Here is a 22,928-nt window from a genome sequence, read left to right as displayed (position 1 = left end):
TCCCGGATCCGCGTCCTCGTCGTCGAAGATGATCCGCGCCTGTCGGAGCTGCTCCTCCGGACCCTGCGCGCCGAAGGGCTCCTCGCCGACGCGGTCGCGACCGGCGCGCTCGCGCTCGACGCCGCGCAGGGAACGGCCTACGACGTCGTCATCCTCGACGTCGGCCTGCCGGACACGGACGGGTTCGCGGTCTGCGCGGAGTTCCGCCACCGGGAGATGTGGGCGCCCGTGCTCATGCTCACGGCGCGGACGGCGGTGGGCGACCGCGTCGCCGGGCTCGACGCCGGGGCCGACGACTACCTCGCCAAGCCGTTCGCGATCGAGGAGCTGCTCGCGCGCCTGCGGGCGCTCGGCCGGCGCGGCCCGGTCTCGCGCGCCCCGGTGCTCTGCGTCGGCGACCTGCGCCTGAACCCGGCCACGCACGAGGCCTGGCGCGGCGAGGTGCCGGTCGACCTGTCGCCGCGCGAGCTCGCGCTCCTGGAGGCCTTCATGCGCCACCCCGGCCAGGTGCTCTCGCGCGAGACGCTCCTGGACCAGGCGTGGCCGATGGCCGGCGCGCAGCGCTCGAACGTCGTCGAGGTCTACGTCCGGTATCTGCGCGAGAAGATCGACCGGCCCTTCGGCGTCGCCTCGCTCGAGAACGTCCGCGGGGCGGGCTACCGGCTGCGCCGGGACGGCGGCGCGTGAGCCGCCTGCCGATCCGCGCGCGGCTGACGCTCGTGTTCGTCGCGGTGATGAGCGTCGTGCTCGCGCTCATCGGGACGTTCCTTTTCTACCGCACGAAGCACACGATCGACGACTCGATCGCGCAGTCCCTCCGTGCCCGTCAGGGCGCGGCCCGCGCCTACGCCGAGTCGGCCCCGGGCGGCCGGCTGCAGCTCCCGCCGGGTGAGCGGTTCGCCGAGATCCTCGCGCCGTCCGGGGCCGTCCTGCTCCGCCGCCCGGACGGCCTGCGCCCGCTGCTGTCGCCGCGCGAGGCCGCGCGCGCGAGCGCGGGGCTGCACGTCTTCGAGCTCAGCGAACGCGAGCGGTACCTCGCGGGCCCGGCGACGGTCGGCGGGCGCCGGGTCGTCGTCGTGGTGGGCGCGTCCCTCCGCGACCACGAGAAGGCGCTCGAGGGGCTCGGCGGCGCGCTGCTCGTCGGCGGGCCGCTCGCGCTGCTGCTCGCCGCGGGGATCGCGTACCTCATCGCCGCCGGAGCGCTCGGGCCGGTCGAGGCGATGCGCCGCCGCGCGGCGACGATCAGCACCGCGGACCCGACCGCGACCCTGCCCGAGTCCGAGGTCGACGACGAGCTCGGGCGGCTCAGCGTGACGCTCAACGCGATGCTCGGCCGGATCGCGCGGTCGGCCGAGCACGAGCGGCGGTTCATCGCGGACGCGAGCCACGAGCTGCGCACCCCGCTCGCGGCGCTCCAGGCCGAGCTCGAGCTCGCCGAGCGCCATGCGTCGGACGCGGGCGCGCTGCGCGCCGCGATCGCCCGCAGCCGCGAGGACGTCGCCCGGCTCATCCGGCTCAGCGACGGGCTGCTCGACCTCGCCGCCGCCGAGGAGGCGGCCGCCGGGCCCGCGGTGCCCCTCGACGTCGACGAGCTGCTGGAGGCGATCGCCGGCGACCTGCGCCACCGCGCGGCGGCGGAGGGCAGGATGCTCACGGTGCGCCGGAGCGGGCTGAAGGTCACCGCCGACGAGCTCGCGGTCCGGCGGGCGCTCGGCAACCTGGTCGAGAACGCCCTCGTGCACGGCGCCGGCGCGGTCGTCGTGGGGGCGGACCCCGGCGGCGACGCCGGCGTCGTCCTCTGGGTGCACGACGACGGCACGCTCCCGCCGGAGCTCGCCGGCGACCGGGCGTTCGAGCGCTTCGCCCGCGGGCCCGACGCGAGCGGCCGGCCGGGCGCGGGCCTCGGCCTCGCGCTCGTGCGGCTCGTCGCCGACGCCCACGGCGGTACGGCCACGCTCGCCGCCCGCCCCGGCGGCGGCGTCCGGGCGGAGCTCAGGCTCCCCGGGCCGGACGGGGCCGCGCCGGCCCGGTGAGCAGCCGCGCACCCTCGAGCGAGATGAGTGGCCGCCGGGCAGGCCGCCGTCCCGGCGGCGACACTCCACGCATGCCCCGCCGACGCCGACGGCAATGATCGACCTCGACCTCGACCCGCCCTCGTCGTCGGCGTCGCGGCCCTGACCGTGCTCGCGACCGGCCTCGGCGCCGTGCCCGTGCTGTTCGTCGCCGAGCAGGCCGCCCGCCTGCGGCCGTGGCTCGACGGGCTCGTCATCTGGGTCATGGGCGTCGCGGCCGTCGCCGGGCTGCTCGTGCCGGCCTTCCGCACCGGCTCGCCGCCCGCGCTCGTGCTCGGCACCGTGGCCGGGGCGGGCGGCCTCTGGTGGGCGCGCCGCCGGCTCAGGGCCCGGTCCGGCCCCGGCCCCGGCCCCGGCGCCGTCGCCGAGGAGCGTGCGCGGCTGACCTTCGGGATCTTCTTCGTCCACAGTCTGCCGGAGGGCCTCGCGCTCGGCAGCGCGATGGCGGCCGCGGGCCCGCTGGCGGTCTTCGTCGTCCTCGCCGTGGCGATCCAGAACATCCCCGAGGGCACCGCGACGGCGCTCGCGATGCGGGCCGCCGGCCGCGGCCGGGCCGACCAGGTCCGCAGCGCGGTCCTCACGAGCGTCCCGCAGGTGCCGGGCGCGGTCGCCGCCTGGCTCGCCGTCGACGCCGTCGACGCCGTGCTGCCCGCGTCGTTCGCGGCCGCCGGCGCCGCGATGCTCCTGCTCGTCCTCGGCGATCTCGTGCCCGAGGCCCGGACCTCGGGGTCGCCGGCGCGCGTCGCGGGCGGGGCGCTCGGCGGGGGTGGGGTGATGGTCGCGCTCGCGGTCCTCCTCAACGCCCCGGGCGCCTGAGGCGCAGGTCCTCAGCCCAGCAGCTGGAGGACGAGCAGCGCCCCGACCGACAGGGCGACGAGCGCGTAGGTCACGCCGGTCGTCCAGCGCCCCGTCCGGCCCACCGCGTGCACCCCGAGCACCGCCGGGTCGCGGCCGAGCGCCATGAGGAACGGGAGGATCGCGAGCAGCAGGACGGCGTTGAGCGCCTGCGTGGAGACGAGGATCGACAGCAGCGGCACGCCGGGGATGAGCACGATGACCGCGGCGACGACGAGGCTTCCCGCGAACACGCCGTAGAACACCGGCGCCTCGCGGACCGACGCGCTGACGTCCCCGTGGTGCGCGCCGGCCTCGCACACGGAGTAGGCCGTCGAGAGCGGGACGACCGTGGCGGCGAGCAGCGCGGCGCCGACGAAGCCGAGGCCGAAGAGCGTCGAGGCGAAGCTGCCCGCCAGGGGGCGCAGGCCCCGCGCGGCGTCGGCGGCGTCGTTGATCGGCACTCCCTGGCGGTGGAGGGTGGCGGCGCACGCGAGGACGACGAAGAGCCCGATGACGCCGGTGAGGACCGCGCCGCTCACGACGTCGATGCGCTCGTAGCGCAGGTCCTCCGGCGTCAGGTGCTTGTCGACGGCGTAGGACTGGATGAACGACAGCCCCCACGGCGCCAGCGTCGTCCCGAGCGTCGCGACCGCGACGTAGACCGCGTCGCGCGTCAGCGGGAGGCCGGGGAGGACGGCGCCCTGGGCCGCCGCGCCCCAGTCGGGGTGGGCGAGCAGGCCGGACACGAGGTAGGTCGCGAAGACGGCGCTGATCGCGAGCAGCACGTGCTCGACGCGGTGGAAGGAGCCGGCGATGAGCAGGGTGACGATGACGAGCACGGCCAGCGGGACCGACACGACCTTGGGCACCCCGCCGAGCAGCTCGCCGCCCGCCGCGACGCCGGCGAGCTCGGCGCAGAGCGTGCCGAGGTTCGCGACGACGAGCACGGCCGCGGCGCCGGTCGCCGCGCGGTGGCCGTAGCGCTCGCGCACGAGCGCGAGCAGGCCCTTGCCCGTGACGACGCCGAGCCGGGCGCCGAGCTCGTGGAAGACGATGAGCGCGGCGGTGGACAGGGTCAGCACCCACAGAAGCTGGTACCCGTACCGCTGTCCGAGCAGCGAGTAGGTCGTGATCCCGGCGGGGTCGTCGTCCGAGAGCCCGGCCAGCAGCCCGGGCCCCAGGACGGCGAAGAGGGTCAGGCGGCCGCCGCTGCGCAGCCCCTCGCGCCGGCGGTGGACGAGGCGGCGCGGCAGGTGGCGGCCCGGCGTGGGCCGGTGGATGTGGTGGTGCGGGGGGCGCGTGGGCGGGACACTAGACGCCGCCCCGGCCGCGGCCGCGGGGCCCGCGGCGGGCCCGACGCGGACTTCGGGAAACCCGCAACCGGGCCGCGGTCACCTCCCGATGGCGACGGGCGCCGACCGGGTCACGCTCGGGGGATGGATGTGTTCCCCGGCATGGAGACGGTGCTCGGCCGCGCAAGCGTGCTCGCCCGCTCCGCCCCGATCGACCGGCGCCTCGGGCGCCGCGCGGGGGTCGATGCCGGAGTCGCCGCCCTCATCCCGCTCTACGGACCGCGCGCGGAGCTCGCCGTCGCGCTGCGCGACCCCGCCGACCTGAGCCTCGCCGACGAGCTCGTGGCAGAGCTCGCGTGGGTCGCGAACCTCCGCGGGATCGACACGCTCATCGCCCCGCTGCAGATCGGGCAGCAGGCGATCGCCCGGCGCTTCTCGACCGGCCGGAAGGTGGGCGGGGCGCTGCACCTCCCCACGGCCCAGACGATGCCCGCGGGGTGGGCGCCCGCCGCGGAGGCTGCGGGGGACTACCGACCCGGAGCGGGGGTTGCGCCGGATGACCCCCGCCGCCGGTCGGCTTAGCGTCGTCGTCATGTTCACCAACGTCATCGTCGGAGTCGACGGGCACAGCGGAGGTCGCGACGCGACCGCGCTCGCCCGTCACCTCACCCGCGACCGCCTCACGCTCGTCGGCGCGTATCCGCATGACCCGCTGCGGATCCGCGGCTCGCTCGGCGGCTTCGAGGAGATCCAGCGCGGGGACACCGAGCGCGACCTCGAGGAGTGCCGCGCGGCCGCGGGCGTCGAGGCCACGATGCTCGCGATCGGGGACAGCGAGCCCGCGCGGGCGCTGCACGAGGTGACCGTCGCGGAGGACGCGGACCTCCTCGTCATCGGCTCCGCGCACCACGGCCGCGTCGGCCGCCTCTTCCTCGGGGACGTCGGACGCGAGGTGCTCCACGAGTCGCCCTGCCCCGTCGCCGTGGCGCCGCGCGGGTTCGCGGGTCACGCGCCGCGCCGCGTCATCGTCGGCCACGACGGCTCGGACGAGAGCCGGGCGGCCGTCGACCTCGCCGCCGCCCTCGCGGCCGACCTCGGCGCCGCGCTCACCGTCTGCGTCGCCTGGCAGGACCCGCCGGCCCCCTCCGCCGCCGCGGGCGGCTTCGGCGCCGCCTACCCGGTCCTCGCCTCCGACCTGCGCGACAGCGCGCAGCACGTCCTCGACCGCGTGCTCGCCGAGCTACCCGCCCGGACCGAGGGCCGCCTCGTCCACGGCTCCGCCGCGCCGGTGCTCGAGCAGCAGGCCGACGCCGACGACCTGCTCGTCGTCGGTTCGCGCCGCACCGGGACCCTCCGCCGCATCACGCTCGGCAGCACGTCGGACCACCTCGTGCACCACGCCGCGTGCCCCGTCCTCGTCGTGCCGCGGCCGGAGCCGAGCACCGACCCGAGGGCTGCGCCGGCCCCGGCCACCGGCGTGGTGGCGGGTGACGCGGGCCGGGACTGACCGCGCATGGGACCGCACCCCGTCATCGCCGCCTACGCGGGCGGTGCGAGTGCGAGCGCCGTCCGGCTCGCCGCCGCGCTGGCCACGGCGCTCGAGCGGCCGCTCGCCGCCGGCTCGGTCGCCGAGGCGCTCGACGACCTCGCCCGCGAGGAGGACGCGACGCTCATCGTCGCCGGCGCCGACGAGGACGGCCGCGTCACCCGCAGCCTCCTGGCCCGTGGGTCCTGCCCCGTCGCCGTGGCGCGCACCGGCCACGCGGTGCCGCGTGTCCTGCGGGAGATCGCCGTCGCCTACGACGGCTCGCCCGCGGCCGACCGCGCCGTGACCGCGGCGATGCACGTCGCGGCGCGTCACGGGGGGCGCGTGACGGTGCTCGCCGCCGGTGGCCCGGGGACGGACGCCGGGGCCGACGCGGCCGACGGGGACGCGGCCGAGCGGGCGGCGGCGTCCATCGCGGAGGTCGTGCCGTCGGCGGTGCTGCGGCCTCGGGGCGACGACCCCGCGGCGGCGCTCGTCGGCGTGGCCGGCGCGTTCGACCTGCTCGTATGCGGCTCGCGCGGCCGCGGCCCGCTCACGGCCCGGGTCCTCGGGAGCGTCTCCGAGCGGCTCGTGACGCGGTCCCCGTGCCCCGTGCTCGTCGTCCCGGCGCGGGCAACGCATCACGCCTCGGGCCCGCTCGGCCTGACGACCGCGGCCGCCGCCGGATAGCCCGCGGTCACGACTGCGGGTCTCCCGCAATCCGCGGCCGTGCGTTCCCCGGATGGCGGGCCGCACGCCGGGCGGGAGCATGGGGACATGTTCTCCAAGGTCCTCATCGGCATCGACGGCGGCGACGGCGGCCTCGATGCGCTCGCGCTCGGCCGGTCCCTCGCGGCCGCCGACGGAGAGCTCGTCCTCGCCCACATCTGGGAGCCCGCGGCCGGCATCGTCGCCGCCGCGACCGGGGAGCCCCACCCGGCGCGTCTCGCCGAGGAGCTGCTCGGCGCGGCCGCCCGCGGCCTGACCGGCCCCTACCGGACCATCGCCCGTCCGGCGGCGTCGCCGGGCGCGGGCCTGCACGCCCTCGCCGAGCAGTTCGGCTGCGACCTGCTCGTCGTCGGGTCCGCGAGCGCGCAGCGCACCGGCCGCGTCCACCTCACCCGGGACGTCCGCATGGCGCTCCACGGCGCGCCGTGCGCCGTCGCCGTCGCGCCCGCCGGCCACCGCACGGCCGGGAGGGACATCGAGCGCGTCGGGCTCGGGTTCGAGGAGACGGACCTCTGCGAGCAGGCGCTCGTGAGCGCCCGCGGGCTCGCGGCCGGGCTCGGCGCCGAGCTCTGGGTCGAGACCGTCGTGCCGCTCGTGCCGAGCGCCTGGTTCGGCGGCCCGTTCACGTACCTCGCCCTCTTCGACGACATCGCCGGGCGGACGGTCGAGGAGGCGCGCGAGCGCCTCGAGGCCCGCGGCGGGTTCAAGGTGAGCATCGCCCGCGGCGCCGCCGCGCCGAGCCTGCTCGAGTTCTCCTCCCGCGTCGACCTGCTCGTCCTCGGCTCACGGTCGTACGGCCCCGCGCGCCGGATGCTGCTGGGCAGCACGAGTGACGCGGTCGTCCGCGACGCGGCCTGCCCGGTCCTCATCCTGCCGCTCCCGGTGCTCGCGGAGACCGAGGCGCACGAGGCCGCCGCCGCCTCCGAGCCGGTCGCCGCCGGCGGGTCGTGAGCACGGCGCGGTCGCGCCGCGACTAGGCTCGGGCGATGCCCGTCGCCGACGACCTCTGCACCACCCCGGCCGGCCGCCGCTGCCTCGAGCTCGTGCGCGAGCTCAGCGGCGCCGGTCCCGACGGCCCGATGGAGCGCCACTCCGTCCGCGTCGTACTCCTCGCCGAGGAGCTCGCGCGGCGGACGGGCCGGGCGATCGACCACGAGGTCGTCCTCTGCGCCGGCCTGCTGCACGACCTCGGCCTGTACCCCGGCGCCGCGACGAAGGCGGCGTACGTCACCGACGGCCGGCATCTCGCCGAGCGCGAGCTCACCGCCCTCGGCTGGGACGCCGCCCGCGTCCGCCTCGCGGCCGACGCCGTCGAGCACCACCACGAGCTGACGGCCCAGTGGGCCCGCGGGAACGAGGTTGAGCTCCTGCGCAAGGCCGATCTCGTCGAGGTGAGCCACGGGCTCGTCATGGCGGGCGTCCCGCGCCCGTTCTACCGCGACCTCCTGCGGCGCGTCCCGCGGGACGGCTTCGTCCCCGAGGTCCTCCGCGGCCTCGGCGCCGCGCTGCGGGAGCGGCCCGGCTCGCTGTGGCGGATCGCGCGCCCCGGCTGACGGGGGCCGGTGGCGCGCCCGGTCTCCGGATGGGCCCCGGTGACTGACAGCTGACGCAGAGGGGGTCTGCCTCAGCTGTCAGTCGACGCGCCGGTACAGCACGCCCCACACGATGTACGTGTAGGTCTCGGTGAGCTGGGTGACGGCGCGCGGCGGCGCGCCGGGGAGCAGCTGGTTGAACGTCCGTTCGGCCATCCAGGTGAGGTGGGTCGCGCAGCTCTCGGGATGCAGGCCGGGGTCGACCCAGCCGGCCTTCTGGCCCCGGATGATGTGACGGCGCAGGCCGTCGACGCTCTCGGAGATGAGGACGTCCGTGAGGCGGCGCAGGTCGGCGTCGTGGGTCGCCGCGTCGAACGTCGCGGCCATGAGGCGCGCGTGGAGGCGGTAGACCGTGACGATCGCGCCGAGCGCGTCGCGTACGGCGCCGCGGTCCGGGGCGGGGCCGACGGCCCACCAGCCGCGCGTCGCCTCGACGATCTCGTCGACGACGGACGAGAACCACAGCCGCATGAGGTCGGCCCGGTCCTCGAAGTAGACGTAGAACGACGAGCGCGAGACGCCGGCCTGCTGCGTGAGCCGGTCGACCCCGAGGTCGGCGAGGGTCACGCCGTCGTCGAGCAGCTCCTCAGCGGCCGCCATGAGGCGGACGCAGAGCTCGCCGCGGCGGCGAGCGCGCGGGCTCTCGGTGCGCGCGGGGAGGGGGACCGGCATGGCGCCAGCGTACCAGCCGGGACGGCGAGTGTGGACACCATGTCCATGCTTCGTGTATAAATCGGACGTGCAGAACGTCCGGACGAGGTGTCCGAGCGGACGAGGGCCGATACGAGGAGCAGACACGCATGGGTGAGCTGGACGGCAGGGTCGCGATCGTGACCGGAGCAGGGCGCGGGATCGGCGAGCAGGTGGCGCGCAAGCTCGCCGCCGCGGGCGCGCACGTCGTCGTGTCCGATCGTGACGGCGCGGAGGCCGAGGCGGTCGTGGCCGGCCTGCAGACCGCCGGGCACGCGCACGTCGGCGACCTCACGGCGCCCGGCGTCTGCGACGCCCTCGTCGCGAGCGCCGTCGCGACGTTCGGCGGCCTGGACATCGTCGTCAACAACGCGGGCTACGCGTGGGACGGCCCGCTGCACAAGGTCACCGACGAGCAGTACCAGGCGATGCTCGACATCCACACGATCGTGCCCTTCCGCGTGCTCCGCGCCGCCGCGCCGCACCTGCGCGAGGCCGCGAAGGCCGAGCGCGCCGAGGGCCGCGAGGTCTTCCGCAAGGTCGTGAACGTCACCTCGCTCGCCGGCGTCATGGGCAACGCGGGGCAGACGGCCTACGCGTCGGGCAAGGGCGCGATCGTCGGCCTGACCCGGGCGACGGCGAAGGAGTGGGGCGCGCTGAAGATCAACGTCAACTGCGTCGCCTTCGGGGTCATCGACACGCGCCTCATCGCCCCGGTCGGCGAGGCGGGGGAGATCCCGGCCGGAGACACCGGCGGGACGATCACGCTCGGCGTGCCCGCGAAGGTCCGCGAGAGCTTCGGCCTCGCGATCCCGCTCGGCCGGCCCGCGACGCCCGAGGAGGCCGCGCGCGGCGTGTACTTCCTCTGCTCACCCGCGTCGGACTACGTCCACGGCCAGGTGCTGAACGTCAGCGGCGGCCTCTCGCTCGGCATGGCGGGCTGAGCGGTGGCCACGCGCGACGCCGTCATCGTCGAGGCCGTCCGCACGCCAGTGGGACGCCGGGACGGCGGCCTGGCCGGTACGCATCCGGTCGACCTCTCCGCGCACCTGCTGCGGGCGCTCGCCGAGCGGACCGGCATCGACCCGGCGCAGGTCGAGGACGTCGTCTGGGGGGTCGGGGCGCAGGTCGGCGACCAGTCGTTCAACGTCGCGCGCTCCGCCGTCCTCGCGGCGGGCTGGCCCGAGGCGATCCCGGGCGTGTCGATCGACCGCCAGTGCGGCTCCTCCCAGCAGGCCGTCCACTTTGCGGCCGCCGGCCTCGTCGCCGGCCACCACGACGTCGTCGTCGCGGGCGGCATCGAGTCGATGTCGCGGGTGCCGATGGGCGCCTCCGCCGCGGGCGGTGAGCCGTACGGGCCCGGGCTCCTCGCACGCTACGGCGGCGTCGCGCCGAACCAGGGCGTCGGCGCCGAGCTGATCGCCGAGCGCTGGGGCCTCTCCCGCACGGAGCTCGACGAGTTCGCGCTCTCCTCGCACGAGCGCGCCGCGGCCGCGATCGACGGCGGCCGCTTCACGGCGCAGATCGCGCCGGTCCCGACCGCGGGCGGCGTCGTCGTCGACACCGACGAGGGCGTGCGCCGGGGCGGCACCGTGGAGTCGCTCGCCCGGCTGCGGCCCGCCTTCCGCGAGGACGGCACCGTCACCGCGGGCAACGCCTCGCAGATCAGCGACGGCGGCGGCGCGCTGCTCATGACGACGAGCGCGAAGGCCGCCGAGCTCGGCCTCGAGCCGATCGCCCGTGTCCACAGCGTCGCGGTCGCCGCCGAGGACCCGGTGATCATGCTCACCGCCCCGATCCCCGCGACGGCGAAGGTCCTGCGGCGCGCCGGCCTGGCGCTCGCCGACATCAACTGCTTCGAGGTCAACCAGGCGTTCGCGTCCGTCGCCCTCGCCTGGCTCGCCGATACCGGGGCGGACCGCGAGAAGCTCAACCCGAACGGCGGCGCGATCGCCCTCGGCCACCCGATCGGCGGCTCCGGCGCGCGGATCATGACGACGCTCGTCCACCACCTTCGCGACACGGGCGGCCGGTACGGTCTGCAGACCATGTGCGAGGGCGGCGGGATGGCGAACGCCACCATCATCGAAGCCCTCTAGAGGAGCGAGCCAGACCATGAGCACCACTGACACCAAGCACGTGGACGTCCTCGTCGTCGGTGCCGGGATGGGCGGCATCTGCGCCGCCGCCCGCCTCCAGCACGCCGGCGTCAGCACGCTGCTCGTCGAGCGCGAGGACCGCGTCGGCGGCCGCGCGTCCACCTTCGACGTCGACGGCTTCAAGGTCAACACGGGCGCCGTCGCGATCGAGAACGGCGGCGACATGGAGCAGACCTTCGCCGACCTCGACGCGACCCTCGACCTCCGCTACCCGCAGCCGGCGAACGTCTTCCGCATCAAGGGCAGGACCGTGAACCCGGCGAAGGGCGGGTGGGCCTTCCTCCTGGACCAGATCACGAAGAAGGGCGCGAAGGTCCTCGCCGGCCTCGGCAGCGCGCGCAAGGGCGAGATGCCCGAGGAGCAGCTGACCCTCGAGGACTGGATCGGCGGCGCCACGCCGAACGAGACGGTGCACCGGCTGTTCCGCAACCTCAGCGCGGCGATCTTCGCCGTCAACGCCGACGAGATCCCGGCGAAGGCGTTCCTCACGTACTTCATGCAGAAGGGGGCGTTCCGGAACTTCGGCTTCCACCCGGACGGCACGATCGGCGTCTGCCAGGCGATCGCCGACGTCGTGACCCGGGACGGCGGCGAGGTCTGGCTCTCCTCACCGGTGACGCGTCTGCACGTGGCGGACGGCCGCGTGACCGGCGCGACCATCGAGCGCGAGGGCGTCACCACCGAGGTGACGTGCGGCGCGGTCATCTCGAACGCCGGGCCGGTCGCGACGATCGCGCTCTGCGGCGGGGCCGACGTGCTCGGCGCCGAGTACGTCGACCGGATCGCGGCGGCGTCGAAGCCGTCGGCGAACATCATCATCCACGTCGCCTCGCGCGAGCCGCTGCTCGACACCCCGGGCCTCATCGTCTTCAGCGCGACCGACCGCATCTGCAACGCGGGCAACATGACCGCGACCTGCCCGGAGCTCGCGCCGGAGGGCTGGCACCTCACCGTCGTCTACGCGGTGCCGCGGCCCGCGATCGGCGAGTTCGACTCCGAGGAGGAGCTGCGGCTCTCGCTGGAGGAGCTCGAGGAGGAGCTGCCCGGGATGAAGGACCCCGAGACGCGGGTCATCGACGCGCGCGTGATGCGCGACGGGTGGCCGGCCCAGCGGGCGGCCTCCGGCTACGAGCTCCCGCGGGAGACGCCGCTCGACAACCTCTTCAACGTCGGGGACGGCGTGCGCGAGTACGGCGACGGCGGGACCCAGTCGTGCGCGACGACCGCCCGGCTCGTCGTCGAGGAGCTGCTCGCGACGCGGAGCGGGGCGGCGTCATGAGCACCGCCCGACCCGCTCCTCGTGCTGCTCGCCCTGTTGCGCTCAGCGCGCGCGGCAGTCGCCGTCGGCGCAGCCGGTGCGCTCGCGCGTCTGCATGAGGCCGACGGCCCAGCACGTCGGGCAGCCCCGCCACGCCACGGCCGTGACGAGGAGCAGGGCGAGGGCGGCCGGGGCGCCGAGGGCGACGCCGGCGATCGCGGCGACGACGGCGAGCAGGCCGACGACGCCGCGCGCGTAGTGACGCGGGACCGACGAGCTGGCGAAGGGCGAGGAGGCCATCGGTCCTTCCTAACGGACGCGGCACCCGGGCGGATCAGTCACGTCGGGTCCTGCCGACCCCGCGGCTACGGTCCGCCGCGCAATCCGGCGGCGGCGTACTGTGAAGGGCCAGACCACCCGCGACGGAGGTGCGCATGACCACCAGGACCGACGTCCCCGAGCAGAGCGCCATCGGCACGGCCAGCCGCCACCTGCCGAGCAGCCCGCTCGTCACCTTCCTGCGCTGGTGGCTCCCTGCGATCGTCTGCCTCGTCGGCGTCGCGCTCGCGGCGGCGGGCGGCTTCAGCGACGACAGCCTCGAGGGCGCGTCGGCGGTCATCGGCGCCGGGAGCTCGATCTGGCTCATGAACTTCCTCTGGCGGATGGGCGTCAGCGGCGACGACGAGCGCGAGGCCGAGGCCGCCGCCCGGGAGCACTTCGACCGCCACGGGCGCTGGCCTGAGTGACAGCTGACGCAGGACAGGTCTGCGTCAGCTGTCAGTCGGCGCGGGGTGCGGGCGCTGCGCGGGGTGCGGGGCGCGGCGGGCCCCCGCCGCTCAGCCCAGCCCGAGCGGCGCGTACGGCCCGATGACGAGGTGCTCGAGGATCCCCGTCCCGCGCTCGGTGGTCTCCGCCGCGCGGTCGACGGCCGTCACGTCGCAGAGCAGCTGGCGGTGCCAGCGGTGCAGCGCGCCGGGGTCCGGGGCGGTGAGGTCGATCGTCTCGCGGGCGACCTCGAGCTCCCCGTGGGCGAGCCCGTGCGACCACGACGGGTGGCGGTAGCCGAGCCCCTGCATCTCCAGGTGCGCCCGCGGCTCGTACGTCAGCTCGAGGTCGGTGCCGTCGTCGGCCGCGATCGTCAGGGTGGCGCCGGCGACCCAGCGCGTCCCCGGCTCGAGCACCGGCGTCATGACGCCGTGGGCGTGGACGTGCTCCTCCTCGCCCGCGCGGTCGGGGCAGATCGTCGCGCGCGTGTTCCACGGGCGTCCCGCCGCGTCGGCGTTCAGGTGCCAGAAGATCGTCCGGCCGGGCAGGCGGACCGGCGTCCACAGCCAGGCGAACTGCGGAGCGCGCGGCGGGAGGTGCGGCTGCGGGTCCGGGGCGCCGGTCGGGCGGATGCCCCACGAGCGGTCGCGCAGCGCGAAGGCGCCCGCGCCGAGGACGTGGCGCTCACCGTCCACCGACACCCACCCGTCGACCGTGCATCCCTGCGAGAGCCGCGTGTAGTCCATGAACGTCCGCGGCCCGATGCGGTAGACGAACCGCGGCTCCTCGATCGGGAAGTGCGTCCCGGTGACCGTCAGCTCGGCGGCGACGCCGTCGGTCTCGTCGACCGTCACGCGTAGGCACCGCAGCGGCTCGACGACCTCGATCGCGACCGGCCCGACCCGCAGCGTCGCGCGGTCGGAGTGCAGCGTCTTGGACGCGTGGACGGCGTGCTGCACGCCGCCGAGGACGACGGTGAGGTGCGCGTCGGCGACGTTCAGGTGCGGGTACATCCCGAACGCCGCCGCGACCATCAGGCCGCTCTGCGGGTCGAAGGCCCCGAAGTACGAGCGGTCGTAGAAGTTGCGGTCGGTGCCGGCGACCGCGATCGGCTCCGGGGTCTGGTGGACGTGCCACTCGTCAGCCGCGGTGAGCATCGTGCCACTCCAGGAAGGTCTTGATCTGCGGGTCGGCGTGCGCGGGGTGCAGCGGCTGCGCGCCGCGGAGGACGAGGCCACGGTCCCCGTCGACGGAGACCGTGTCCCCGTCGGCGATGCCGGTCGGCCCGGTGCCGCACACGGCGGGGCGGTCGAGGCCGCGGGCGACGACGGCGGCGTGCGACGCGCGGCCGCCGCGCTCGGTGACGACCGCCGCCGCGGCGAGCACCCCGGGCAGGTCGGCGGGCGCGGTCGTCGGGCGGACGAGGACGACGCTCTCGCCGGCCTCGGCGCGCCGCTGGGCGGCCTCGCACGTGAGCGCGGCGACGCCGACGACCGCGCCCGGCGAGCAGGCGAGGCCCCGCGCGATGACCGCCTCCTCGTCGGGGGCGTCCGCGAAGATCGGCGCCTGCGCCGTCTGCAGCTGCTCGTCGCTCACGCGGGCGAGCGCCTCCTCGACGGTGATCGCCCCCTCCTCGCAGAAGGCGACCGCGAGCTTCACCGCCGCCCGTGCGGCCCGCTGGCCGGCGCGCGTCTGGAGGATCCACAGCGCACCCTCCTCGACGGTGAACTCGATGTCGCAGAGGTCGCGGGTGTCGGCCTCGAGCGTCCGGCAGACCTCCTCGAGCTGCGCGGCGACGTCGGGCATCCGCTCGGCGAGCGCGGCGACCGGGAGCGTGTCGCGCTCACCGGCGACGACGTCCTCGCCCTGGGCGTCGAAGAGGATGTCGCCGTAGGCGCCCGCCTCGCCGGTCGCCGGGTCGCGGGTGAAGCAGACGCCGCTGCCCGACGTCTCGCCGCGGTTGCCGAAGACCATCCGCTGGACGACGACCGCGGTGCCCATCCCGTCGTCGATCCCCTTGTGGCGGCGGTACGCCTTCGCCCGCGGCGAGTTCCACGAGCGGAAGACCGCCTCGACGGACTCGAGGAGCTGGCCCCGGGGATCCGGAAACCCACCCACCCCGGCCGCACCGCCTTCGGCCTCGATCAGCGCGAGCAGCGCGTCGCACCGCGCGGCCGCGTCGCTCCCGGCGGGGAGGTCCAGCAGCGCGTCCTCGACGACGCCCGCCGAGATGCCGCGCACGGTCGTCGCGAACCCGTGCAGAAGGCGCTCGAACGAGGACCAGGCGAAGTGCGCGCCGCCGCCGCTCTCGGCCTCGAGGGCGGCGACCCCGCCGGCGGTGAGGCCGACGTTGAGGATCGTGTCCATCATGCCCGGCATCGACACGGGCGCGCCCGACCGGACCGAGATGAGCAGCGGCCGCGCCTCGTCGCCGAAGCGCCGGCCGGCGCCCGCCTCGAGCGCCGCGACCCGCGCGTCGACCTCGGCGACGAGCCGCTCCGGCAGCGTCCCGTCGCTGAGGTAGGCGTGGCCGCAGGGCGTCGTGAGGATGAACCCGGGCGGGACCGCGAGGCCGAGCCGGACCATCTTCACGAGCCCGGCGCCCTTGCCGCCGAGCAGCTGCCTGTCGGCCTCCGGCGCGTCGTCGAAGGCGTAGGTGAGGTGGTCCGGCGCGGCGACGGACATCAGTAGGACCCCTCCTCCTCGCGGGAGATGCCGAGCGTCTGCAGGAAGTTCTCGTGGAGCTCCATCCAGACGGTGTGCAGCGAGTCGAGCCGCACGCTCGTCACCCAGTCGAACTCGCCGGCCTCGACCTTCGCGAGCGCGCCCTTCAGCCGCGCGTCGTAGCCGCCGAAGCGGGGGAGGTGCTCGCACGTGCGGCGCAGCACCGGATCCACGCGGCCGACGAGGTCGGCGAGCTCCCCGACGAGCTCCCAGCGGGCGTCCTCGCCGGCCGACTGCCACTTGCCGTTCAGCGCCTTGAACGGGCCGTTGGCGGCGAGGAAGCGCTCGTAGACCGGCCTGAGCGCGTCCGTGTCGAGGCCGCGCTGCTCGGCGGCGAGCAGCTCGGCGTGCTTCGCCGTCCCGGCCTCGGTGAGCATCCACCCGGCCGGCGTCTGCACAGCGAGGCCGGCGGCGGCGAGCGCGTCCATGTCCCCGGCCGGCTCGGCGACCGACCCGCGCAGGGCGAGCGGGTGCAGGTCGGCGAGCTCGACGTCCGCGAAGGCGCCGTCGGGCAGCGCCGGGAAGCCCGTCCCGGTGATGAAGAGCTTGCCGACGAGCTGCGCGCCGAGCCCGTCCCGCACGAGCGGGAAGTACGACTGCGAGGTGACCTCGTCGTACTCCCAGAAGTCGTGCTCGGTCAGCAGCTCGTCCCACACGCCGGCGGCGCGGGCCACGGCGGCCACGAACTCGCCGTAGTACACCTGCGCGCCCGCGGCGATCTTGTCGCGCTTGGGCATCGAGGCGATCCGGCGGTAGAGCTTCGCGGTCGCGACCTCGGTCTTCGCGAGGATCGCGCGCATCTCGTCCTCGTCGAGGAGGCGGATCTCGGACGCGGGGGTGTCCCACGTCTCACGGCAGTAGACGCTCATCGACTCCAGGCGGCGCAGGTAGTTCGCCGGCTCGGAGAAGAGCGTCCCGCCGTCCATGAGCATCGTCTGCAGCTCGTCGGGCGACGCGCGGAAGACCATCGCCTGCGTCAGGCAGTGGGGAAGCTCCTCCGCCACGTCGTGCCAGTGGTACATCGGGTCGTGGAGGAAGTGGTCGCGGACGATCATGAAGCGCCCGTCGCCGAGGTCGTACGGGCCCGTGTCGTTCAGCCCCGAGCGGTTGTCGAAGTGCAGGAGGAAGCCGAGCATCTCGGTGTTCGCGTTGAAGGACTGCAGGAGCCGGCGGCGCTCCTCGTCCTCGCCGATCGCGATCTGGTCGGCGGCGAACCGGTCGATCCACGCCTGGTCGAGCATCGGCGCCGCGTAGCCGCGCATCGAGGTGAACATGTCCCCGCCCTCGCCCCAGAGGCCGCGGTAGAGGCGGCGCATGAACTGCAGCAGGAGCCGCGAGTCCTCGGCGCGCTCGTCCGGCGACGCCATGCCGAGCTCGCCGAGCAGCGCCCGGCCGAACATCGGCGTGAAGCCCGAGCACCACACGTGCAGGAGGTTCACCTTGTTCGCCGGCTCGCGGCGGGGGATCGCGCCGATGTCGACGAGGCCGTCCACGCCGACCCGGTCGAGGATGAGGCGGTAGAAGCCGGGGTAGCGCTGCCACTGGTGGATGCAGCCGAAGCACTCGTACTCCTGCCGCGGGATGAGCCCGGACTCGCCCTCGGTCGCGCGCAGGGCGAGGAAGTCCCAGATGTTCCAGGCCATGTAGCGCTGCAGCTCGTTCGCCTCCTCGACGGTGAGCTCGCGCTGCGTGTTCTCGTCGGTGACCTGGAGGATCCCCGTCGTCATGTCGGCCCGGATGGCGGCGTCGCCCTCGCTGCCGTGCGGCACCTGGCCCTGGAAGGACTGCAGGAGGACGGCGATCTGCTCCTGCATCGCGACGGCCTCCGCGTCGGGGTCGGGGAGCGGGGTGTCGTCGACCGGCGCGCCGGGCTCGACGAGCACCCGGCCCTGGGCGGACGAGATGTCGAGGCGGACGCGGACGCCGTCGGCGGGGATGACCTCGCCGCGCGCCGACCGCACGCCCTTCTCGAAGGTCACGCCCATGACGCACGGGATGCCGTACTCGCGGGAGAGGATGCCGAGGTGGCTCGTCGGCGCGCCCTGCAGGGTGATGACGCCCTTCACGCCGCCGGTGAGCGCGGGGGTGAGGAACGTCGTCGTCCCGCCGCGGGCGAGGACGATCGTCTCCTTCACCGCCCCCGAGCTGACGAACGTGATGACGTCCTGCGGCGAGTCGAGGAAGACGACGGGGCCCTCGACGACCGCGTCGTCCACGAAGACCGTCGTGCCCGCGCCGACCGGCTCGAACTCCTGCCCTGCGATCTGCTCCATCTCGATCTCTCTCCCTCGTTGCCTGTCGTTACCTGATGCCCTGGGGGCCCGATGAAGCAAGCCCGTCGTTCGACGGCAGATGCCTCATCGGACCCCCAGCAGTCCGCCGTCGACCCGGATGTCGACGGCGTTGACCCAGCGCGCCTCCCGCGAAAGCAGGAAGGCGATGAGCGGTGCGTTGTCCTCGGGCCGTCCGTGCCGGCCGACGACCTGCGCGGCGGCGGCCATGCGGTCCGCTCCCATCGTCTGCTCGAAGTCGCCGAGGATCGGCGTCTCCGTCGGGCCGGGGGAGACGCTCAGCGCCCGCACGCCCGCCGCCAGCCCGTCCCGCGCCTGCCGCAGCGTGAGCGCCAGCAGGGCCTTCTTCGTGAAGTCGTACGTCGCGCTGCCGTCGAGGCCGTGGGCCGCGACGGCGGCGAGGACCGCGGCGTCGCCCGACGCGTCGAGGACGGCGGCGACCTCCGCGTCGGTCGCGGCGCTCCGCTGCGCGGCGACGGACGCGACGTTGACGATCGCGCCCTCGCGGGCGATGCGCGGGGTGAGCGCGGCCCCGAGCCGCCGGGGCACGAGGAGGTTCACCGCGACGATCCGCTCCGGCGGGTGTGTGCCGGGGACGCCGGCGACGGACGCGAGGCCGCCGAGCCGATCGGGCAGCGCAGCGACGGCGGCGTCGATCGCGGCCGGGTCCGAGAGGTCGCAGGCGCGCGCGTCCACGCCGTCCGGCGCGGACGCGTGCCGGTCCAGGCCGATGACCGGCGTGCCGCCCGCGACGAGCAGCGCCGCGACCGCGGCGCCGATGCCGGAGGCGGCGCCGGTGACGACGACGGGGAGGGGTGACTCAGACACCGAGCACGGCCTTGACCTCGACGAACTCCTCGAGGCCGAAGCGCCCGAGCTCGCGTCCCAGGCCGCTGAGGCCGTAGCCGCCGAAGGGGGCGCCCAGGGCATCCCGTGCGCTCACCCCGCCGACCTTCACCTGGCCGGCGCGGAGCCTCGCCGCGACGGCGCGGGCGCGGTCCGGGTCGCCGGTGAAGAGCTCCGCGGAGAGCCCGTAGTCCGTCGCGTTCGCGAGGCGCACGGCGTCGTCCTCGTCGTCGTAGGCGACGATCGCCAGGACCGGTCCGAAGACCTCCTCGCGGTGCACCCGCATGTCCTCGGTGACGCCGGCCAGGACGGTCGGCGCGACGTAGAAGCCGCGGTCCGGGGTGCCCGCGGGGGCGGCGCTGCCGCCGTGGACGGCCCGCGCCCCGGCGGCGACCGCCCCGTCGATGTGCGCGCGGATGCGGTCGCGCGCGGCGGCCGAGACGACGGGGCCCATCGTCGTCCCCTCGTCCAGCGCGGGGCCGACGACGAGCGCTGCCGCGGCGTCGGCCGCGATCGCCACGGCGTCCGCCTCCTGGCCGCGGGCGACGAGCAGGCGGGTCGGCGCGTTGCACGCCTGCCCACTGTTGAAGCAGCAGCGGGCGGTCGTGTAGCGGACCGCGTGCTCGAGGTCGGCGTCGTCGAGGACGACGGCGGGCGACTTGCCGCCGAGCTCCAGGCACGCGCGCTTGACGGCGCCGCCCGCGATGGCGCCGACCCGGCGGCCGGCGGCGACCGAGCCGGTGAGCGAGATGACGTCGACCCCGGGGTGCGAGACGAGCGCCTCGCCCGTCACCGGGCCGGTGCCGTGGACGACGCCCAGCACGCCCGCGGGGAGGCCGGCCTCGCGGGCGGCGTCCTGCAGCAGGTCGATCGTCAGCGGCGCGAGCTCGCTCGGCTTCAGGACGACGGTGCAGCCGACCGCGAGCGCCGGCGCGAGCTTCGCGGCGATCTGGTGCAGGGGGAAGTTCCACGGCGTGATCGCGGCGACGACGCCGGCGGGCTCGCGGAGGATCGTCGCGCCGCCCTCGTGCGAGGAGAACGGGAAGTCCCGCGCCGCCGCGACGGTCGCGCGGATGACGCCGACCGGCAGCGCGGCTTGGACCGCGGTCGCCTGGGCGAGCGGCATCCCCATCTCGCGGGCGAGGGATGCCCCGATGGCGGCGGCGCGCGCCTCGAGCCCGTCGGCGAGGGCCGACAGCATCGCGAGGCGCTCGTCCAGCGGCGTGCCCGACCACGCGGGGAGCGCGGCGCGGGCGGCCCGCACGGCGGCGTCCACGCCCGCGGGCCCGGCCTCGGCGACCTGCCCGATGACCGCCTCGGTGCTCGGGTCGACGACGTCGATCATCGGCGCACCGCGACCGGGAGCTTCTTGATGCTGCGGCATCAGGGTCCGACCCCGACGGAGACGGGAAGTCGTTTGATGCCGCGGAAGAAGTTCGAGCGCAGGCGCTCGGGCTCGCCGGTGACCGCGATCCGCAGGTCGCGCCGCACGAGCTCCTCGAGGAGGATCTCGCCCTCCAGGCGCGCGAGGTGCGACCCGATGCAGAAGTGCGGCCCCCAGCCGAACCCGAGGTGCTTGTTCGGCGTGCGGTCCAGCCGGAGCGTGTCGGGGTCGTCGAAGACCCGCTCGTCGCGGTTGGCCGACGTGAACCAGAGGACGACCTTGTCGCCCGCGCGGACCTGCCGGCCGTGCAGCTCGACGTCGCGCGTCGCGGTCCGGCGCATGCAGACGATGGGGGAGACCATGCGCACGATCTCCTCGATCGCGACCCGCGGCGTCACGAGGCCGGCCTTCAGCCGCTCCCACTCGCCGGGGTTCTCGTGGAGGAGCAGCGCGGCCCCGGTCATCATGTTGCGCGTCGTCTCGTTGCCCGCGACGAGCAGCACGAGGTAGTACGGGTCGAGCTCGTCGCGCTCGAGGCGCTGCCCGTCGATCTCGCCGGTGACGAGGACGCTGATGAGGTCGTCCTGCGGCTGCGCGCGGCGCGCCTCGGTCAGCGCGTGGAAGTAGTCGAAGACCTCGTGCCGCACCCGCTCGACGACACCCGGGTCGGCGACGTAGTCCGGGTCGGTCTGGCCCGACATGACGTTCGTCCACTCGAGCAGGCGGTGGACGTCCTCCTTCGGCGCGCCGAGCATCGTGCCGAAGACGAGGATCGGGATCTGCATCGTCGCGGTGGCGACGAGGTCGCACCCGCCCGCGGCGACGAGCCGGTCGAGGTACTCGCTCACGACCTCGCGGGCGCGGGGCTCCATCCGCTCGACGCGCTCGCGGGCGAAGTCGCTCGTGAGCAGGCCGCGGAGGGGCTTGTGCCGCGGCGGGTCCATGTTGTGGATCGACGGCTTGCCGTGGCCCTCGGCCCGCCGGCTCTGGATCTGCGTGCCCTGCGCGCTGGAGAACGTCTGCCAGTCCGAGCCGGCCGCCTTGACGTCCTCGTAGCGGGTGAGCGACCAGAAGCCCGGGCCGTCCTGCTCGTCGTTCCAGTGGCACGGGTCCTCGTCGCGCAGGCAGCGGAAGAGCGCCCCGTCCTCCCCGGCGACGAACGGGTCCAGCTCCATCAAGTCGATGTCCAACCCCTGGGGCATCCCGGCTCCTCCGACCTGTTTGCGATTGCGTATTCACATTCGCATAGTCGCCCGGCGCGTGTCAAGCTGTCGTTCGTGACGGACATCGCCCTCCCCGGAAATGCCCGCGGCCGGGCCTCCCGTGCCCGCCTGCTGGAGGCCGCCGCGCGGTGCTTCGGGGAGCGGGGCTATGCGGCGACGCGGATCGCCGACATCACCGCCGCCGCGGGCATGTCGCAGGCCGGCTACTACCGCCACTTCCCCGACAAGAACGCGCTCCTCCTCGAGGTCCTCGAGGAACCGCTGGATGCGCTGCTCGCGGCGACCGGCCCGCTCACCGAGGGCAGTGAGGTCGACGAGGAGACGATCGTCGCCCGCAACACCGAGTTCTTCCGCGTCTACGCCGAGCACCGCCAGGTGCTCCGCGTCCTGCGCGAGCTCGCCGCCGCCCACGAGCCCGGCCTCGACGCGGTCTGGCTCGACGTCCGCCGCGCCTACGTCGAGCGGATCGAGCGCTGGCTGCGCCGCCTCGAGAAGGCCGGCCACCTGCAGACCTCCGACGTCGGCCTCCTCGCCGACGCGCTGGGCGGCGTCCTGGACCAGCTCGCCTACACGCGCCTCGCGCTCGCGGCGACGCCGCCCACCGAGGCGACGATCACCGCCCTCGGCCGCGTCTCCGGCGAGATCTGGTCGCGGACGCTGCTGGGCTGACAGCGGGGCCGCCCCTCAGGCGGCGACCGCGACGACGCCCGCGATGATGCAGCCGATGCCGACGGCCTGCGTCCGCGTCACGCGCTCGCCGAGCAGCACGAAGGCGAGTGCGACGGTGACGGCCGGGTTGAGGCTCGCGAGCACGGCGACGACCGACAGCGAGCCGCGCTCGGTCGCGAGCGTGTAGAGCAGCGTCCCGCTGATGAGCAGGACGCCCGGGACCGCGAGCCGCGGCAGCTCCCGGGCCGGGGCGCGGAGGCTGCGGCCGGTCGCCGCGGCGAAGCCGAGCACCGCCAGGACGATGACCGCGCGGGCGTCCGCGAGGGCCCACCAGCGGCCGCCGTCGGCCGCCTGCGGCAGGGCGATGAGCAGGAGGCCGAAGCCGGCGGCGCTCACGAGCGCGAAGGTGACGCACCGGCGCAGGTCGTGGTGGGCGGGCGGCGCCGCGCCCCCCGTGGGCCGGCGGGCGGCGATGACGACGCCGACGAGCGCGAGCGTCAGGCCGACCGCCTCGAGCCTGCCGAGCGACGCCCCGCGGGCGAGGTCGTAGACGACGGGGAGCACGCCGCCGCTCGCGCCGATCGGCGCGACGAGGGAGACGGGGCCGGCCTCGGCGGCGAGGAGGAACCCGATGAGCCCCGCGGCGTTGCCCACGCCGGCGAGCACCCCGAAGCCGATGTCCCCGGCGCCGGGCACCGGCTCGCCCGTGACCGCGAGGCCGACGAGCGTCAGGGCCAGCGCGGTCGCCTGCCCCGCGAGGAGGACGGCCGCGAGCGGGAAGCGCTGCGCGAAGAGCGGCGCGAGGAGGTTCGCCACGCCGTACCCGACCGACGTGCCGAGGGCGAGGAGGACGGCCACGGGGCGCCCACGGT

At 75.5% G+C, this 22,928-nt stretch carries 23 protein-coding genes; 13 read left to right on the top strand and 10 right to left on the bottom strand.

Annotation, left to right across the window (positions count from 1 at the left end):
* The first annotated feature begins 6 nt into the window (after positions 1 to 6).
* The 3 genes from NBH00_RS20740 to NBH00_RS20730 are packed head-to-tail and all read left to right on the top strand — an operon-like array spanning position 7 to position 2,888.
* Entirely contained in the window at positions 7 to 687 is a 681-nt protein-coding gene (locus NBH00_RS20740; protein ID WP_254573749.1) for a response regulator transcription factor, read from the top strand.
* Entirely contained in the window at positions 684 to 2,033 is a 1,350-nt protein-coding gene (locus NBH00_RS20735; protein WP_254570480.1) for a HAMP domain-containing sensor histidine kinase, read from the top strand. The genes NBH00_RS20740 and NBH00_RS20735 overlap by 4 nt, the downstream gene beginning before the upstream one ends.
* Before the next feature lie 27 nt (positions 2,034 to 2,060).
* Positions 2,061 to 2,888 (top strand): ZIP family metal transporter, encoded by an 828-nt coding sequence (locus NBH00_RS20730; protein WP_254570479.1) that lies wholly within the window; start codon positions 2,061 to 2,063, stop codon positions 2,886 to 2,888.
* 11 nt (positions 2,889 to 2,899) lie between these two features.
* On the opposite strand, the gene NBH00_RS20725 is transcribed toward NBH00_RS20730, so the two are convergent.
* Positions 2,900 to 4,075, bottom strand: coding sequence for an NRAMP family divalent metal transporter (locus tag NBH00_RS20725; protein WP_437126625.1), 1,176 nt, complete (start codon positions 4,073 to 4,075; stop codon positions 2,900 to 2,902).
* Between the two features lie 270 nt (positions 4,076 to 4,345).
* Between NBH00_RS20725 and NBH00_RS20720 the strand changes: the two genes are divergently transcribed.
* From NBH00_RS20720 to NBH00_RS20700, 5 genes are all read left to right on the top strand, one after another.
* On the top strand, positions 4,346 to 4,783 hold the full coding sequence (locus tag NBH00_RS20720; protein WP_254570477.1) for a hypothetical protein: 438 nt from the start codon (positions 4,346 to 4,348) through the stop codon (positions 4,781 to 4,783).
* A 10-nt stretch (positions 4,784 to 4,793) separates the two neighbouring features.
* Positions 4,794 to 5,708 carry a universal stress protein gene (locus NBH00_RS20715; RefSeq protein WP_254570476.1) on the top strand — a complete coding sequence of 305 codons (915 nt, stop codon included), beginning with the start codon at positions 4,794 to 4,796 and terminating at the stop codon, positions 5,706 to 5,708.
* Positions 5,709 to 5,714: 6 nt separating this feature from the next.
* Positions 5,715 to 6,416, top strand: a complete 702-nt coding sequence (locus NBH00_RS20710) for a universal stress protein (RefSeq protein WP_254570475.1) — start codon at positions 5,715 to 5,717, stop codon at positions 6,414 to 6,416.
* A gap of 87 nt (positions 6,417 to 6,503) precedes the next feature.
* Positions 6,504 to 7,406 carry a universal stress protein gene (locus tag NBH00_RS20705; protein WP_254570474.1) on the top strand — a complete coding sequence of 301 codons (903 nt, stop codon included), beginning with the start codon at positions 6,504 to 6,506 and terminating at the stop codon, positions 7,404 to 7,406.
* 35 nt (positions 7,407 to 7,441) lie between these two features.
* Positions 7,442 to 8,008 carry an HD domain-containing protein gene (locus NBH00_RS20700; RefSeq protein WP_254570473.1) on the top strand — a complete coding sequence of 189 codons (567 nt, stop codon included), beginning with the start codon at positions 7,442 to 7,444 and terminating at the stop codon, positions 8,006 to 8,008.
* Positions 8,009 to 8,086: 78 nt separating this feature from the next.
* Here NBH00_RS20700 and NBH00_RS20695 read toward each other — a convergent pair whose 3' ends face one another.
* Entirely contained in the window at positions 8,087 to 8,719 is a 633-nt protein-coding gene (locus NBH00_RS20695) for a TetR/AcrR family transcriptional regulator (RefSeq protein ID WP_254570472.1), read from the bottom strand.
* A 128-nt stretch (positions 8,720 to 8,847) separates the two neighbouring features.
* Here NBH00_RS20695 and NBH00_RS20690 point away from each other — a divergent pair, with 128 nt between their 5' ends.
* From NBH00_RS20690 to NBH00_RS20680, 3 genes are read left to right on the top strand one after another with little or no spacing between them, the layout of a single operon-like run.
* Positions 8,848 to 9,681, top strand: coding sequence for an SDR family NAD(P)-dependent oxidoreductase (locus NBH00_RS20690; protein WP_254570471.1), 834 nt, complete (start codon positions 8,848 to 8,850; stop codon positions 9,679 to 9,681).
* A gap of 3 nt (positions 9,682 to 9,684) precedes the next feature.
* Positions 9,685 to 10,836 (top strand): thiolase family protein, encoded by a 1,152-nt coding sequence (locus NBH00_RS20685; RefSeq protein WP_254570470.1) that lies wholly within the window; start codon positions 9,685 to 9,687, stop codon positions 10,834 to 10,836.
* Positions 10,837 to 10,852: 16 nt separating this feature from the next.
* Positions 10,853 to 12,175 (top strand): phytoene desaturase family protein, encoded by a 1,323-nt coding sequence (locus NBH00_RS20680; protein WP_254570469.1) that lies wholly within the window; start codon positions 10,853 to 10,855, stop codon positions 12,173 to 12,175.
* Between the two features lie 42 nt (positions 12,176 to 12,217).
* Here the strand turns inward: NBH00_RS20680 and NBH00_RS20675 are convergent, their stop codons facing one another.
* Positions 12,218 to 12,454 (bottom strand): hypothetical protein, encoded by a 237-nt coding sequence (locus NBH00_RS20675; RefSeq protein WP_254570468.1) that lies wholly within the window; start codon positions 12,452 to 12,454, stop codon positions 12,218 to 12,220.
* 134 nt (positions 12,455 to 12,588) lie between these two features.
* Between NBH00_RS20675 and NBH00_RS20670 the strand changes: the two genes are divergently transcribed.
* A complete protein-coding gene (locus tag NBH00_RS20670; RefSeq protein WP_254570467.1) occupies positions 12,589 to 12,900 on the top strand; it encodes a hypothetical protein in 312 nt (103 codons plus the stop codon).
* A gap of 90 nt (positions 12,901 to 12,990) precedes the next feature.
* Here NBH00_RS20670 and NBH00_RS20665 read toward each other — a convergent pair whose 3' ends face one another.
* The 6 genes from NBH00_RS20665 to NBH00_RS20640 all read right to left on the bottom strand — a co-directional run bounded on the left by NBH00_RS20665 (position 12,991) and on the right by NBH00_RS20640 (position 21,366).
* A complete protein-coding gene (locus tag NBH00_RS20665; RefSeq protein ID WP_254570466.1) occupies positions 12,991 to 14,076 on the bottom strand; it encodes an Rv3169 family protein in 1,086 nt (361 codons plus the stop codon).
* A complete protein-coding gene (locus NBH00_RS20660) occupies positions 14,060 to 15,604 on the bottom strand; it encodes a pyruvate, phosphate dikinase (protein ID WP_254570465.1) in 1,545 nt (514 codons plus the stop codon). The genes NBH00_RS20665 and NBH00_RS20660 overlap by 17 nt, the downstream gene beginning before the upstream one ends.
* Positions 15,604 to 17,916, bottom strand: a complete 2,313-nt coding sequence (locus NBH00_RS20655; RefSeq protein ID WP_254570464.1) for a PEP-utilizing enzyme — start codon at positions 17,914 to 17,916, stop codon at positions 15,604 to 15,606. The genes NBH00_RS20660 and NBH00_RS20655 overlap by 1 nt, the downstream gene beginning before the upstream one ends.
* A gap of 84 nt (positions 17,917 to 18,000) precedes the next feature.
* Positions 18,001 to 18,762 carry an SDR family oxidoreductase gene (locus NBH00_RS20650; RefSeq protein ID WP_254570463.1) on the bottom strand — a complete coding sequence of 254 codons (762 nt, stop codon included), beginning with the start codon at positions 18,760 to 18,762 and terminating at the stop codon, positions 18,001 to 18,003.
* The gene (locus NBH00_RS20645; protein WP_254570462.1) at positions 18,755 to 20,125 is read right to left on the bottom strand and encodes an aldehyde dehydrogenase family protein; all 1,371 of its coding nucleotides are present in this window, start codon (positions 20,123 to 20,125) and stop codon (positions 18,755 to 18,757) included. The genes NBH00_RS20650 and NBH00_RS20645 overlap by 8 nt, the downstream gene beginning before the upstream one ends.
* A 38-nt stretch (positions 20,126 to 20,163) precedes the next feature.
* The gene (locus tag NBH00_RS20640; RefSeq protein WP_254570461.1) at positions 20,164 to 21,366 is read right to left on the bottom strand and encodes a cytochrome P450; all 1,203 of its coding nucleotides are present in this window, start codon (positions 21,364 to 21,366) and stop codon (positions 20,164 to 20,166) included.
* A 75-nt stretch (positions 21,367 to 21,441) separates the two neighbouring features.
* On the opposite strand from NBH00_RS20640, the gene NBH00_RS20635 reads away from it, so the two are divergent.
* Positions 21,442 to 22,056 carry a TetR/AcrR family transcriptional regulator gene (locus tag NBH00_RS20635; RefSeq protein ID WP_254570460.1) on the top strand — a complete coding sequence of 205 codons (615 nt, stop codon included), beginning with the start codon at positions 21,442 to 21,444 and terminating at the stop codon, positions 22,054 to 22,056.
* A gap of 15 nt (positions 22,057 to 22,071) precedes the next feature.
* On the opposite strand, the gene NBH00_RS20630 is transcribed toward NBH00_RS20635, so the two are convergent.
* A complete protein-coding gene (locus NBH00_RS20630; RefSeq protein ID WP_254570459.1) occupies positions 22,072 to 22,914 on the bottom strand; it encodes an EamA family transporter in 843 nt (280 codons plus the stop codon).
* Positions 22,915 to 22,928: the final 14 nt, after the last annotated feature.

This window comes from Paraconexibacter antarcticus (assembly GCF_024220175.1).
Classification (GTDB): Bacteria; Actinomycetota; Thermoleophilia; order Solirubrobacterales; family Solirubrobacteraceae; genus Paraconexibacter; species Paraconexibacter antarcticus.
Note: the sequence above shows the minus strand (reverse complement) of the source record. Positions and strands in the feature narration are given on the sequence as shown.